At 51.7% G+C, this 13,161-nt stretch carries 12 protein-coding genes; 8 read left to right on the top strand and 4 right to left on the bottom strand.

Annotation, left to right across the window (positions count from 1 at the left end; all coding sequences use genetic code 11):
* The first annotated feature begins 53 nt into the window (after nt 1-53).
* Complete coding sequence (locus AC0LWN_RS13175; protein ID WP_474666078.1) at nt 54-464, top strand: tetratricopeptide repeat protein; 411 nt, start codon at nt 54-56, stop codon at nt 462-464.
* 146 nt (nt 465-610) lie between these two features.
* On the opposite strand, the gene AC0LWN_RS13170 is transcribed toward AC0LWN_RS13175, so the two are convergent.
* A complete protein-coding gene (locus AC0LWN_RS13170) occupies nt 611-1,816 on the bottom strand; it encodes an MFS transporter (protein ID WP_474665944.1) in 1,206 nt (401 codons plus the stop codon).
* Between the two features lie 23 nt (nt 1,817-1,839).
* Nucleotides 1,840-3,012 carry a serine hydrolase domain-containing protein gene (locus AC0LWN_RS13165; RefSeq protein ID WP_474665942.1) on the bottom strand — a complete coding sequence of 391 codons (1,173 nt, stop codon included), beginning with the start codon at nt 3,010-3,012 and terminating at the stop codon, nt 1,840-1,842.
* A 171-nt stretch (nt 3,013-3,183) separates the two neighbouring features.
* Between AC0LWN_RS13165 and AC0LWN_RS13160 the strand changes: the two genes are divergently transcribed.
* Together AC0LWN_RS13160 and AC0LWN_RS13155 are read left to right on the top strand one after the other, a co-directional pair.
* Nucleotides 3,184-3,642 (top strand): Lrp/AsnC family transcriptional regulator, encoded by a 459-nt coding sequence (locus tag AC0LWN_RS13160; RefSeq protein ID WP_474665940.1) that lies wholly within the window; start codon nt 3,184-3,186, stop codon nt 3,640-3,642.
* A gap of 109 nt (nt 3,643-3,751) precedes the next feature.
* Nucleotides 3,752-5,467 (top strand): Imm51 family immunity protein, encoded by a 1,716-nt coding sequence (locus tag AC0LWN_RS13155; protein WP_474665938.1) that lies wholly within the window; start codon nt 3,752-3,754, stop codon nt 5,465-5,467.
* On the opposite strand, the gene AC0LWN_RS13150 is transcribed toward AC0LWN_RS13155, so the two are convergent.
* A complete protein-coding gene (locus AC0LWN_RS13150; RefSeq protein ID WP_474665936.1) occupies nt 5,429-6,817 on the bottom strand; it encodes a DUF2252 domain-containing protein in 1,389 nt (462 codons plus the stop codon). The genes AC0LWN_RS13155 and AC0LWN_RS13150 overlap by 39 nt on opposite strands.
* A gap of 157 nt (nt 6,818-6,974) precedes the next feature.
* Between AC0LWN_RS13150 and AC0LWN_RS13145 the strand changes: the two genes are divergently transcribed.
* Both AC0LWN_RS13145 and AC0LWN_RS13140 read left to right on the top strand, forming a co-directional pair.
* Nucleotides 6,975-7,619, top strand: coding sequence for a GntR family transcriptional regulator (locus AC0LWN_RS13145; RefSeq protein WP_474665934.1), 645 nt, complete (start codon nt 6,975-6,977; stop codon nt 7,617-7,619).
* A gap of 37 nt (nt 7,620-7,656) precedes the next feature.
* The gene (locus tag AC0LWN_RS13140; protein WP_474665932.1) at nt 7,657-8,853 is read left to right on the top strand and encodes a helix-turn-helix domain-containing protein; all 1,197 of its coding nucleotides are present in this window, start codon (nt 7,657-7,659) and stop codon (nt 8,851-8,853) included.
* Between the two features lie 12 nt (nt 8,854-8,865).
* Here AC0LWN_RS13140 and AC0LWN_RS13135 read toward each other — a convergent pair whose 3' ends face one another.
* Entirely contained in the window at nt 8,866-9,768 is a 903-nt protein-coding gene (locus tag AC0LWN_RS13135) for an RraA family protein (protein ID WP_474665930.1), read from the bottom strand.
* A gap of 312 nt (nt 9,769-10,080) precedes the next feature.
* Here AC0LWN_RS13135 and AC0LWN_RS13130 point away from each other — a divergent pair, with 312 nt between their 5' ends.
* From AC0LWN_RS13130 to AC0LWN_RS13120, 3 genes are read left to right on the top strand one after another with little or no spacing between them, the layout of a single operon-like run.
* On the top strand, nt 10,081-10,968 hold the full coding sequence (locus AC0LWN_RS13130; RefSeq protein WP_474665928.1) for a carbohydrate ABC transporter permease: 888 nt from the start codon (nt 10,081-10,083) through the stop codon (nt 10,966-10,968).
* A complete protein-coding gene (locus AC0LWN_RS13125; protein ID WP_474665926.1) occupies nt 10,965-11,807 on the top strand; it encodes a carbohydrate ABC transporter permease in 843 nt (280 codons plus the stop codon). Before AC0LWN_RS13130 ends, AC0LWN_RS13125 begins: the two co-directional genes overlap by 4 nt.
* Nucleotides 11,808-11,830: 23 nt before the next feature.
* Nucleotides 11,831-13,141, top strand: coding sequence for an ABC transporter substrate-binding protein (locus tag AC0LWN_RS13120; protein WP_474665924.1), 1,311 nt, complete (start codon nt 11,831-11,833; stop codon nt 13,139-13,141).
* Nucleotides 13,142-13,161 lie beyond the last annotated feature (20 nt).

Below are 13,161 nucleotides of genomic sequence, written 5' to 3'. Positions count from 1 at the left end.
GAAAGTCCCTAAGGAAATGGTAAAGTATTTCTTGAGCAGAAAATTATCAGGAAATCTTACCAGGAGGCATAGCAATGAGAGATGAACTTATCGCGCAACTAAATGCTTGGCATGAGGAGGACAAGTATCAAGAAATCGTAGACCGGATCAAAGAAACCCCTACGATATTGATTGATGACGAGCTGGCCACTCATTTGGGGAGAGCGCTGAATAATCTGGGACGTTACAAGGAAGCGCTGAAGTGGTTCATGAAAACTGCCGAACAGGGGAAAAAGGACCCGCTATGGCATTTCCGCGTAGGTTATGCCCACTATTATTTGGATCAGCTTGAGGATGCAATCAGGGAATTTGAGATTGCGCATAAGCTGGACCCTGAGGACGAGGATACCATACAGTTTCTCGAATGGAGCCGGAACGAGGCTGCCACTGCAGCGAACTCCGATGCTGCCGAGGAAGAGGAGTAGATTGAGGGGAATAATAGGGGGCGGGCGAGTGCCAGGGTTTGCGGGACAGGCGGTCCGGCCGCTCCCGGAACTCAAATGTGGGGCTGTCCCATCAACGGGACGCCCCCTCTTTCAGAGAGCGGCAAAGCCGCTTCTTCTTGTCATGTTCACCTTCCGGAAGGAAATCCGTATGCTCTGCTGCGCCAGGCAACCAGAAGTGCAAGGGTTAGCAGGACAAACAACGCCCAAGGGAAAGAAGTAACTCCCGTTGTTTCGAGCAGAATACCACCGGCCACACCACCGCCTCCAATGGCCAGATTCCATGCTGTCACGAGCATTGATTGAGCCACATCTGCACTTTTCCCGCCAGCTATAGCAATTGCTGTCTGCAGCAGCGTCGCCGCTCCCCCAAATGTTAACCCCCATACGGCAACCGCCAGATAAATCACGAGAGGCTGGCTGCCGCCCATACCAAGCAGGATAGACGCCAAGGCAAATGCAGCGATGCTGATCAGAACCAGCAGTCTCAGGTGGCGGTCGATCCAGATCCCGGTCATCCAGATGCCAAGAAGCGCTGTAATGCCGAAAATAAGCAGCACCAAGTCTACTTGCCCGGTAAGCCCGGCCTGAGTAAGGTAAGGAGCTATATAGGTATACAGGATATTGTGGGCCAGGACCCAGGCCAGCACGACAAACAATATCGGCCGTACTCCTGGGGCAGTGAAAATCCTGTGGAGAGGGAGCCGCTTGTCTGCGGCCTCTCCCGGATAGTCCGGCAGCTTCCAGAGCACCCAAACGGTCAGCAGCAGCGCGAGCAGTGACAGGATGCCGAAGACATTGCGCCAGCCAGCAAGATCACCTATCCAGGTTCCGAGAGGGACACCGAGCGCCAGAGCAAGCGGCGTTCCTGTCATAGCAACGGCCATAGCCCGGCCTTTGAGCTGCTCCGGTACCATGCGCCGGGCATAGCCTGCGACCATTCCCCATAGGACACCAGCGGATACACCTGCTAGGAAACGGGCCACAAGCGTCAGGGGATAGCTCGAAGAGAACGTAGTAACGGTGTTGAATACAAGGAAACCAAGGATACATGTCAACAGCAAGGGCCGCCGTCTCCATCCGCGTGTTGCGGTAGTCAAAGGAATTGCAGCAAGCAGCGAGCCCAGGGCGTACAGGGTAACCAGTTGACCTGCCATGGCCTCCGTCACTCCAAGCCCGTTACTGATCTGGAGCAATAATCCGGCGGGAATCGTTTCAGTTAGTATACAGATAAACCCTGCCATAGCCAGGGCGAGCAGCCCAGTCCAGGGGAGACGCTCAGAAACGGCCGGACTGGAGACTTGCTGTGAGGATGAAGCTAATCCGCTGCTCATTTCGCACCCCTCTCTTGTGTTGTTCATTCATTATTTAATCTGCCGTAGACGGCATTGCATAGGTCAACTGTAAACGGGCCAGACATGCCCTCCAGTGCGGTATTGGTGAAGGCTACCACGCTTAGCCGCTGCTTAGGATCAACGAACCACGAATGGCCATAGGTGCCGCCCATGCGCCATGTGCCAGGGGATTCCGCAGTGTCTGCGGCAATAGGGTCTTTAAGCACTGTAATCCCCAAGCCAAAACCTCTCCCTGGCCAGTAGGGCATAGGCAGATCACCAATCTGATTGGTGGTCATTTCGTGAACCAGGGACTCTGGCAGCAGGGGCGCCCCACCCTTGCGCAAGGTTTCCAGCAGCTGCAGAAAATCCCCGGCGCTGCCGACCATGCCGGCCCCCCCGGAAGGAAAGGCGGCAGAGTCAAGCGCCCGGCCTGGGGCGAGCCTGAAGCCCGCCGTGCCATCTACAAAGGCAAGGCTGTCTGGACTAGCTAAAGGCCGCAGCCCCGGAACGTCATCGGCATAAGCCGTGGTCAGCCGCTGCGGGTCGATTGCAACAAAACCGGTGTCGTTCATGCCGAGCGGCCGGGTCACGAGTGAATGGATGGCTTCACTGAGTGTGGAACCGGTGACTCTGGCAATCACAGCCCCCAGCACATCTGTTGCGATAGAATATCTCCACTTCGTGCCTGGCGTATATAAGAGCGGGACAGAAGCAATACGCCGCAGGTTCTCTTCGAGCGTGATACCGGGCTGATCCATGCCATCGGATACACCGGCCTGCTCATAGGAACCACCCTCTTCCTGAAAGAAGCGGTAGGTTAATCCAGCGGTGTGTGTCATTAAGTGGCGGATCGTCACTGCCGCGGCTTCACCGTTCGTAAGGCGTGGCTGAAATTCCGGCAGCCAGCGGTCCACGCGTTCATCAAGGCTCAGCCGGCCTTGGGCAACCAGCACCAGAGCAGCCGTAGAGGTAATGGGTTTGGAAACCGATGCGAGCCGGAACAAGGCGTCCTCCCGCATAGCCAGGTTCAGCTCACGGTCGGCAAAGCCGGCGGCCCGGCTGTATACGACCTTCCCATCCATCGCTACCTTGATGACAGCACCGGCCAGGCGCTTATCGGTTAACGTCTTGTCAACTACTTGATTGATGCGTTCCGGGAGCCGGTCAGGGTTAATTATGTTCGAATAGTGCATATTCAACATCCTTTCGCTATAGTTAAAGTGGTGGCCGCTTTACTATTGTAAGCACATTATATAAAATCAGCAGACTTGATTACATAAGCCAATAAAGATAAAATCCACATAAAACGTTAAAAAGAACGGAGTTTCAGATGGCAAACCTTAATATTAAAGGAGTGGTCAAATATGGACTCTATTGATAAGCAAATCCTGTTTCATCTTCAAGGCCAGGCGAGAATTTCCATGACGGAGCTGGGGAAGAGTGTTGGACTGTCGCAACCCGCAGTAACGGAAAGAGTTAAGCGCATGGAGGAAAAAGGAATTATAAGCGAGTACCGGACCATTATTTCCCCTGAGAAAATCGGAAGGTCATCTGCTGCCTATATGCTTTTTCGTACAAGAGATTGTTATGGCTTCCTTGATTTCTGCCGTGACCATCCCGATGTCGTCGAATGCTACCGCATCAGTGGAGAACACAATTATCTGTTAAAGGTGATGTCTGACTCCACGCAGGGGCTTGAGGCGTTCGGGATCGAATCTGATAAATACGGCACGTATACGACCCTGATCGTAATGTCATCACCTATTGAGCCTAAGTTTCTAATTCCTTCGCCTGATGAGACAAACGTAAATTTACTGGATTAGCAGCAGCTAGGGGGCTGTATTGTACCCAATGCGAGGTCATTATGTAAGATTGTTTAGCTCCTGTTTTTAGTGGGGAATAGATAAAAACGGCAGAGGAGGTACATACATTATGGAAAAAAATTTACTAGATCAGCTCGCGGCGTGGCATGAAGAAGATGAACATTCCAGCATCGTCAAGACGATCACGGACATTCCTGAACCGGAGAGAGATTACACGCTAGTCGGCTTATTAGCCAGAGCGCTCAACAATCTGGAACGGTATGAGGAGGCGCTGGAGCAACTGCTGAGCATTGCCGGTCCCGGCAAGCAGGACCCGGTGTGGCATTACCGCGCAGGGTATTCCTACTACTACCTGAAACAATATGAGCAAGCGGTACAGGCATTCGAGCGGGCCGACGAGCTTGAACCCGGCGATGAAGATATCCTGGATCTGCTTGACTGGAGCCGGAGTGCGGCCAAGCGGGAGATGCGGGAGCGGCAGCGTTTTGCTGCAGCACAGACAGGTAGCGGACCTTCGGGCGGGGGCCGCTTTGATCCGCAGGAATTCGCGGACTTTTGGGAGGATAGCGCCTATGCCTTGAAATCCTATGTGTCCGAGCCGCCTACGGATGAGCTGATTGCATCGGTTGAGCAGGAGCTGGGCTATAAGCTGCCGGCCTTTTATATCGGGATGATGAAGCAGCATAATGGCGGGGTTCCCAACAACACCTGCTTCCCTACCGAGGAAGCGACCTCCTGGGCAGAAGACCATGTGGCGATTACAGGAATTATGGGTATCGGACGGGAGAAGCGCTATTCCCTGTGCGGAGACTTAGGCAGCCGCTTCATGATCGAGGAGTGGGGTTATCCCGATATTGGTGTGGTCTTCGGGGATTGTCCTTCCGCCGGGCATGATGTGATCATGCTCGATTACCGGGCCTGCGGCAGAGACGGCGAACCGGCGGTGATTCATGTGGATCAGGAAGCGGACTACGAGATTACCTTTCTGGCAAAGGACTTCGAGAGCTTTGTGCGCGGACTTGTAAATGAGGAGGTCTACGATACGTCCGAAGCGGATAAGGAAGAGGCTCTGCGGAAGGTTGCGAGGGGAGCCTTTTCACCCCTGCTAGCGGAGCTGTGTGGCAGTGTTACGGAGGTAGACGATATAGAGGGTGTAATCCGTACGCTCTGTACGGAGATTGTAGAAGAAAAAGGGCATTTTTCTCTTCATGCCGATGAGCGGTCCACCTTGATGTACGCTGTGCAGTTCTGGCTCTATACCAGAGCCTACCCGGACACGAACCGGGTAGACTACCTGGAGGTGTATTCGAAAATGATCGCGTTCGGCGGCGAATTCGGAACAGGGGGCTACGCGCCTTCGTTCATTTCGGATTGGCTGGACGAGCAGGTTCGCGAAGCAAGGATTGTCGAACTCGGTGGTGCGCTTGCCTTCACGGATGAGGCGAGAGAGGACTTGCTGCACAAGCTGAACAGCATAGCCGTGCCTGCGGCCGTAAGCGTAACCCCGTTCATCCTGGTTGAGCAGGAACACGGCGGGATGTCGGTCATTCTAAATGCCGGCTCGTACAAATCCTGGCTGTTCGGCATGCGGGCAGACGAAGGCTTCGAAGGCAGCGGCTATGACTGGGCTTCCCTCGCGGAGGTGTTCTTGCAGGAGCAAATGCCGGAGCTGGCGGACTCCATCCATTTTGACCCGGAAGCTGATATGTTCTGTGCATATTCCAGCAATAAGGAAGCTATTCTTAGCTTTGCCGCCGGGTTCAAAAAGGCTTGCGAGAATGAGGCGCTAATTCAGGACCTGTTCTCCCGTGCCGAGCTGGACTGACGGCTCCACTGCGTTCGCGGGGAATCGTTCCTGGAACCATTCCGTGAACATAACATAGTCCTTCTCCACCTGATTAGCATAAGCGTAAGCCCAATGCGACAGATAAGAGGCAAAAGCATCCGGGTCCGGTCCCATAGCCTTGGCGATTTCCTGCTCACTATGATAGGTCAGAATGCCTTGGTTCACATCGGCATCGGCCCGGGCATGCATTTTTGCGGTTAAGCAGCCCATCACCTCAAGCACCCGAATCATATCCTCCGCAGTTTTGATATCTTTTGGCTTCAGTCTTTTTTTATAAGGGGAGCGTTCTCTTAAATAAAAGTGCCGTTCCTCCAAGGTCAGATAGCCCAGATAAGGGTCTGCCTTATGGTGCATCGCCTGTTGCGTAGCTGTTACACGTTTGCCCTGATGCTCGAAGGAATTCCAGAAGGCTTCGGAATAAGGTATGAAATAAGCCGGAACCGGCACACGAACCTCTTTTACTTCGAGTATAGTGTCGTCGGTATCCAATTTTTCCTGCTCACCCTCAATGAGGATATAATAACGGTCCAGCCCGATAGACGCGGTTCCCGACCCGTGCTTAATGGCGATGTCTTTCATCCGGTAATGCTCCCCGTTCAGGCTGCGGGCGTTAACGGTCTCAATATAGGAGGGCCAGGCCTTCTCCAGAAGTGCTTGCTCCGCTGCTCCAGGGACAGCCAGCTCGGAATTCTCCAGAAACACTCTGCCGGACTGCATCTGGGCCGTAACCTTTTCCAGAAAATGAGCCCGTCTGCGTTTCTCCAGCTTGCGCAGGAGCTTCTTCACGGGGCCTTTGGCCGAGTCTTCATCCATAATGAAGGTCTCGGGGTTGTCCTTGCCTTGGGCGAAACGGCGGATCTGCTTGAAATACGCATGAACATAGCTTGCGATGAAGCTTAGCTGCTCTTCCCTGCCATACCCGAACTGTCTGCCTACAAGGGCGATGCTGCTTGCCATGCGCAGAAGGTCGTACAGATAGGAACCGACGTATCCCTCATCAAAATCATTGACGTCATAGACGATATCTCCGTCTTCGCTGCGGATCGCGCCGAAGTTCTCAAAGTGCAGGTCTCCCTGAATCCAGGTAGGCCGGTCTTCTGCCGTATGATAGGGAAAGTATTGCCGGGTCGTATCGAAATAGAACAAATACGCGCTGCCCCGGTAAAAGGAAAAAGCGTTCTGTGACATTTTCAAATACTTCTCCGCTCTCTTCTCCGTATTCAGTCCCATAATGCTGCCGTCAAATTCATCAAAGATGGAAATTAGTAGATCCTTGCGGAGCTTCATGCGTGTGCGAATGACTCCTTCGGTTATGGACTTGTCGATCATGATTGGCGCTCCTTTGGCTATAAATAATTGAAATAATCATAGACTGAATCTTCTTTTTTCGCAATTTTTGCCTAATAGATTTGGCTCTTGATGTAACCGCTGTCACTTGTTATAATCATATTATCGATAAACGATAATGTGATTAGCGGAGGACAAAATGAAGCAGATTAAGCCGGTTCTACTTAATACCTCAATCAGTAACCAGATCTATCTCAGAATCAAGAGCGATATCCTCTCCGGCGAATATTCACCAGGTGAACGGCTGCTCGTGCTGGATTTGGCTAAGCGGTTCGAAGTCAGTCAAGCCCCGGTCCGGGAAGCTCTGGAGCGTCTGAAATTTGAGGAACTGATTATAGGAACACCCAATAAAGGTTCTGTGGTGGCTTCCATCACCAGCAAAGAGATTTATGATATTTTCGAGCTGCGGGAGATGATTGAAGGCTATGCAGTAAGAAAATCAATGCCGCTAATGGGGGCGGACGATTATGAGCATATGGAGAAAATCATCCGCTGTATGGATGAGTCGGTGAAACAAGGAGATATGCTTAAAATTCTGGAATGGGATATGGAGTTTCACGGTTATCTGTATGAGCTGTGCGGCAACAGTGCAGTTCTTGAAGCGTGGGAACGGATTAAGTCGAAGATGATGCGGTTCATGGCCATTTCGAACAAGTTCCATACAACCGATTTGTTGGTGGAGGAGCATCATATCCTGCTCCAGATGCTTAGGAATGGAGACGTTTCTGCTGCAGAGGCCCGCTTCCTGGAACACATGCATGCTTATAAGATCATTTCTTTCTGACTAGAAGCAGGATATCAGAAGCAAGGGGATGTTATTAATGCATATCGGGTTACTGAATGAATTCGGCCAGGCCATACAAAGAATGCAGCGTGACCGCCTTTTTGCCTCTCTGCTGAATGAGGTTGAAGCACCGTCACTACGGCTGGGAGCAATGGAAATAGCGCTGTTCCCCGAACCGTGCCGTACGAATGGTGCGATTGCTTTATTTGAGGTTGTCCTCTCAGGCTCTGCTGAAGAGACGGGTATCAGCAGAAATGCTGTCTTGGACCAGCTCGACCGTACTTATGGCGACAGAATGGTGTTTTTGTCCATGGATAAGCATAAGATCGCCTGCTTGTTCTCATGGCAGGACCGGCCATTTCTGACCGAGCTGCAGAGTCTTGCTGCTGGAGTGTCTTCCGTCTCTTTTTCCGCAGGTGTCGGCCTTCCTTGTCCTGATTTGCGAAGTCTTCATAAGTCTCTAGGCCAAGCGGTTTCCGCATTGAACGAGAAATTTTACCAGGGCCCCGGCATTTACCTGTATACCTCCAAGAAAGCTGATGCTCCCCGCACGGATTATCCTTGCTCTGAAGAGGAAGCCGTTATTGAACATGCCTGCAATGAGGGGGATGGCGCTCTGCTGGGCGCATTGCTGGACCAGTTGTACAGCCAGCTTGCCGTTGGCAGACCGGCGGACCACCAAGTCTTTTACTCCGCCTCCATGAGGCTGGTAGTTAAGCTTGAGAATCTGATTGCCCGCAAGGACCTGTCAGTGCACACGCTTGATCTGCCGCTGCTGCAGTTAACCCGCTGTGATACGCTTGCTTCGCTTAAGGAATTCACATTGAAGATGATTTTGGATATTTTGAAGTTCAAGGAGCTGCACAAAAATCAGGACTGCTCTCTGATAGAGCTGTCTATTGAATTTATGACCCAGCACTGCCGGGATGTCACCCTACAGAGCCTTGCCGACCGGGTATTTGTAACGCCCAACTACTTGAGCATGCTATTTAAGACCCGTACAGGCAAAACCTTCATTGAAACTTTGACGGATATCCGTATCGAAAAAGCCAAAACGATGATTGAACAGACCGATCTTCGAAATTACGAAATATGCGAGAGCATCGGCTATCAGGACCCCCGTTATTTCAGCAAGCTGTTCAAACAAAAGGTTGGCCTCACCCCGAGTGAATACCGGGATTCGGTCAACCGTCTGCCCCTGCCGATAACATTCAAGATTAACCGCCTGACATAGAAACAGGGCGGCTTACAGCCGCACCTGTGGTCCCGCATCCCCTCTCTGTTCCCTGTCACGAACCTCAGCAAGCTCTTCGTCCCAATTCAGATGGCGGTAATCGGCTGCGCTCTCATCCTGCCCGAACCATGCGATGAAGTCACTCCAGATTGGAGTCGTCCAAGGTGAATCAATCTGCGCTGTTGTGTAGACGCCTTCACGAAGGCGGCAGAAGCCGAAGATGTCCCGAACCTGGGCTTTCTCCGCTTGTACCACCGTAATCTCCGCCATGTGAGGCGGAATAAAGATCACGCCGTCTGGTGTGCCGAATACAATATCTCCCGGCAGGCAGATGGCTTGGCCAATCCGGCAAGGGACATTCATTCCCACCATCACGACATCGGCGATTGCTGTTGGATCAGATCCCCGGTAGAATACGTTGATATCTGGAATCTGCACCACCTGCTGGTTGTCGCGGATTCCGCCCCAAATGACGGCGCCGCCGGTATGGGTGCGGGTGGAGATCGCTGTTGAGAGGTTGCCGCCCACATAGGTGCCAAGGTGAACCTTGTCGAACATATCCACCACTACCACATCACTGTCGCCAAGGGAATCAATGACCCATTGGTTATAGAAGCCGCTGTATCCCTCTTTTTCACCAACTGCCGTCAGCGTTTCATGCAAATCGGGACGGGTAGGAACCATGACGGCTGTTACGGCTCTTCCCACCATTACCCGGCCTGGGTGGACGATTTTGAAGCCGCCTTCAAATTGAAATTTATATCCGTTGTTCCACAGCGGCCCCCATGCTTCCTCCAGCGTAATTTTTCGCATACGCCGCAAGATGTCATCGGGTACCTTGGGCCTTCCGTTTTCGTAGCGCTCTCCTTCCCACTTCTCGGTCCATTTCAGAATATCCTCCGCTCGATCGAACATTTCAGCTCCGCCTCTCCCGTATAGTTCTCTTTCCGTTTCCTATGATACCGTCCCCCCTATAGAGCGTCTATCCGCTAAAGTTACACACTTCTGCATTCAAATCGTAGATTTCTCCCGGTTAATTATGGCCGGAGTTTCGGAATTGGAAATATAGCCGGAAGGCCCCCGTTTTATATACAAAATGCGTAAAATTCTCTCTCTTCCATCATAAGTTTCACTGCTACTCGGGGTGAAATTGGAATGCTATATTGAACGGGAAGGCGAACCACAGAGGAAGGATTACACAAAAGAAAAGGGGTGTTTTCAATTGGGGTGAGACGTTATCGCAACAACCTGGCCGGTTATCTGTTTATCTCTCCTTGGTTAATCGGGTTTTTGCTGCTGTCGCTATGGCCCATTTTGCAATCGCTTTATTTATCGTTTACGAATTATTCCTTGCTTGATGCTCCACAATGGGTAGGATTGGATAATTACAAGCATATCTTCACGAATGATGCCGTGTTCCGCAAGTCGTTGACGGTAACCTTTATATTTGTATTTATCTCAGTTCCGCTGAAGCTTTCATTCTCTTTACTAATTGCAATCATGCTGAACCGGAAAATTCGCGGCATCAACTTTTATCGAACGGCTTTTTACTTTCCTTCACTGATTGGTGCAAGCATTGCGGTTTCCGTCCTTTGGCGCAACATGTTCGGCCTGGAGGGATACATCAACCAGATGCTAAGCCTGATCGGCATACAGGGTCCGGCGTGGATTTCCAATCCCAGCACGGCACTGGGTACCCTGATTCTGCTGAATACGTGGCAATTCGGCTCAACCATGATTATTTTTCTGGCCGGGCTGAAGCAGATCCCGCAAGAGCTGTATGAATCAGCCGGTGTTGACGGGGCAGGCGTATTCCGCAAGTTCTTCAGCATTACCTTGCCGCTGATCTCGCCGGTCATGTTCTTCAACCTGATTCTCGGCATTATCGGCTCATTCCAAATGTTCACCTCAGCCTTCATTATTACAAAGGGCGGGCCGGCGAACGCAACCTACACTTACTCGCTGTTCTTATATGAAAAGGCTTTCAGTAATTTCCAGATGGGTTATGCCTCTGCTCTGGCCTGGATACTGCTTGTGATCATCGGTATCTTCACGGCAATCAACTTCGTCGTTTCCAAGCGGTGGGTATTCTACGAAGAGGGGGCAAATAAATGAACCTGGAAGCTGCCGAACGGCGCAACAATCTGCTAATCCACTGCGGGCTGATCCTTGCCTCCATTCTAATGCTGTACCCGGTGATTTGGTGGATTGGCGCATCGCTGAAAGACACTGCGGAGCTGACGCAGCCTACGCTCTGGCCCAAAAATCCGGTATGGGAGAACTTCACCAAAGGCTGGAATTTCTCGCGGGATTACAGCTTTGCCACCTTCTTCAGAAATACCTTGGTGATGGAGCTGTGGAACGTGCTAGGTGCTGTATTAACGAGTTCTCTGGTCGCGTACGGCTTTGCACGGATTAATTTTACTTTAAATAAATTCTGGTTCGCGATTATGCTGCTGACCATGATGCTGCCGTATCAGGTCACCATCATTCCCCAGTACATCATGTTCAATAACCTGGGGTTTGTGAACAGCTATATCCCGCTTGTTCTGCCGCATTTCTTCGGCGGCGGCGCATTCTTTATCTTCCTGCTTGTCCAGTTCATCCGGGGGATTCCGCGCGAGCTGGATGAGGCAGCCACCATTGACGGCACATCTGTGTATGGAATCTATTTCCGCATCATCCTTCCATTAATCGTTCCTTCCCTGGTGACTGTAGCGATTTTCACCTTTATCTGGAGCTGGGATGATTTCTTCGGACAGGTTCTTTACTTGAGCACGATTGATAAATATACCGTCGGCCTGGCCCTGCGGATGTTCATCGACCAATTCGATATACAGTGGGGACAACTGCTCGCCATGTCGCTGCTGTCCGTACTGCCATCAACCTTGCTGTTCCTGCTCGCACAGCGCTACTTCGTAGAAGGCATTGCAACTACAGGCATTAAAGGATAATACATCTTAAGGAGGAAGTAACCATGAACAAAAGAAGCCTATTAGCCCGCCTTGCACTTCCGCTGTCATTGACATTGGCCCTTACCGCCTGCGGTGGTTCGAACACCGGGGATAATTCCGCCGCCGGATCGGACAATTCACCTAACAAAAGCGCCAAGCTCGGCTTCTTCTGGTGGGGCTCACAGACCCGCCATGACGCAACCACGAAGGCGACCGAGCTATATACCCAGAAGAATCCGAACATCACCTTCAGCAACCAGTATGCCGATTGGGACGGATACTGGAAGAAGCTGCCTACACTTGCGGCTTCTAATTCGCTGCCGGATATTTTGCAGATGGATGCGGCTTATATCCAGGATTATGTCAAGCGGGGAACGCTGGAGCCGCTGGACGATATGAAGCTGGAAGAGTTTATTGACCCTGCGGTGCTGGAAAAATCGAAGATTGGCGGAAAGCTGTACGGCGTTCCTATCAGCTACAACGGTACAGGCATCGCCTTCAACAAACCGGCACTAGAGGCCGCAGGCATCAAGCTGCCGGTCAAGGATTGGACGTGGGATGACTTCTTTGCCTTTGCGAAAGAAGGGCGCGAGAAGCTGCCGAAGGGCAAATATGCAATTGGCGATTACAGCAACATTTGGGATTGGTATCAGGGCTATCAGACCTCGATGGGTAAAGGCCCGATGTTTGTGGATGGGGTAAAGTTCAGTCTCGATAAAGAGCTGTGGTTCAAGTTCAATCAGACGTATGCCGATTTCCGGAAAGAAGGCGTTGTGCCTGATGCGCAGACGATGTTCTCTTTTGTCGAAAATGATCTGAAGAATGACCCGCTTACCTCAGGCGCGATCATGACCCGCGGCGTTCCGGTCGGCGCCATTGGCGCACTGGACAGCATGATGCCGGGTCAACTGGACACCGTGAACAATCCGGTAGGTTCTGCCGGCGGCGGCTGGGCCCAGTCTACGATTTATCTGACCATCAGCAGCAAATCGGACAATAAGGAGCAAGCCAAAGCGTTCCTGAAATGGTTCATCAGCGATGCGGAAGCAGGCAAGATTCTCGGCACAACCCGCGGTATTCCAATCAATAAGAAAGTCTTCGAGGCCATTGAACCGACCTTGTCGGCCGGAGATAAAATGGGTGTCGATCTCTATAACAAGGCCGTTGATAAAGCGCTCCCGTTCTACCCGGCGCCTCCGGGATGGGCCGATTTCGTCAAAACCTACAAAGACACGATGGAGCAGGTAATGTTCGGCCAGACCAGTCTGGAAAAAGCTTATGATATTATTGAGAAGGCCGGAAAAGATACGGAATCCAGCTTGAGCGCTTCTTAAACTGACTGCAAAATAAACGT

It is taken from the genome of Paenibacillus sp. sgz302115, from assembly GCF_056120445.1.
The sequence above is the reverse complement of the archived record's forward strand: the minus strand, read 5'-3'. Positions and strand labels throughout refer to the sequence as shown.

What these genes read in the sequence shown, in the direction of transcription:
- AC0LWN_RS13170 (WP_474665944.1), bottom strand. Translation starts at nt 1,816, where the DNA reads ATGAGCAGCGGATTAGCTTCATCCTCACAGCAAGTCTCCAGTCCGGCC.
- AC0LWN_RS13165 (WP_474665942.1), bottom strand. Translation starts at nt 3,012, where the DNA reads ATGCACTATTCGAACATAATTAACCCTGACCGGCTCCCGGAACGCATC.
- AC0LWN_RS13160 (WP_474665940.1), top strand. Translation starts at nt 3,184, where the DNA reads ATGGACTCTATTGATAAGCAAATCCTGTTTCATCTTCAAGGCCAGGCG.
- AC0LWN_RS13155 (WP_474665938.1), top strand. Translation starts at nt 3,752, where the DNA reads ATGGAAAAAAATTTACTAGATCAGCTCGCGGCGTGGCATGAAGAAGAT.
- AC0LWN_RS13150 (WP_474665936.1), bottom strand. Translation starts at nt 6,817, where the DNA reads ATGATCGACAAGTCCATAACCGAAGGAGTCATTCGCACACGCATGAAG.
- AC0LWN_RS13145 (WP_474665934.1), top strand. Translation starts at nt 6,975, where the DNA reads ATGAAGCAGATTAAGCCGGTTCTACTTAATACCTCAATCAGTAACCAG.
- AC0LWN_RS13140 (WP_474665932.1), top strand. Translation starts at nt 7,657, where the DNA reads ATGCATATCGGGTTACTGAATGAATTCGGCCAGGCCATACAAAGAATG.
- AC0LWN_RS13135 (WP_474665930.1), bottom strand. Translation starts at nt 9,768, where the DNA reads ATGTTCGATCGAGCGGAGGATATTCTGAAATGGACCGAGAAGTGGGAA.
- AC0LWN_RS13125 (WP_474665926.1), top strand. Translation starts at nt 10,965, where the DNA reads ATGAACCTGGAAGCTGCCGAACGGCGCAACAATCTGCTAATCCACTGC.
- AC0LWN_RS13120 (WP_474665924.1), top strand. Translation starts at nt 11,831, where the DNA reads ATGAACAAAAGAAGCCTATTAGCCCGCCTTGCACTTCCGCTGTCATTG.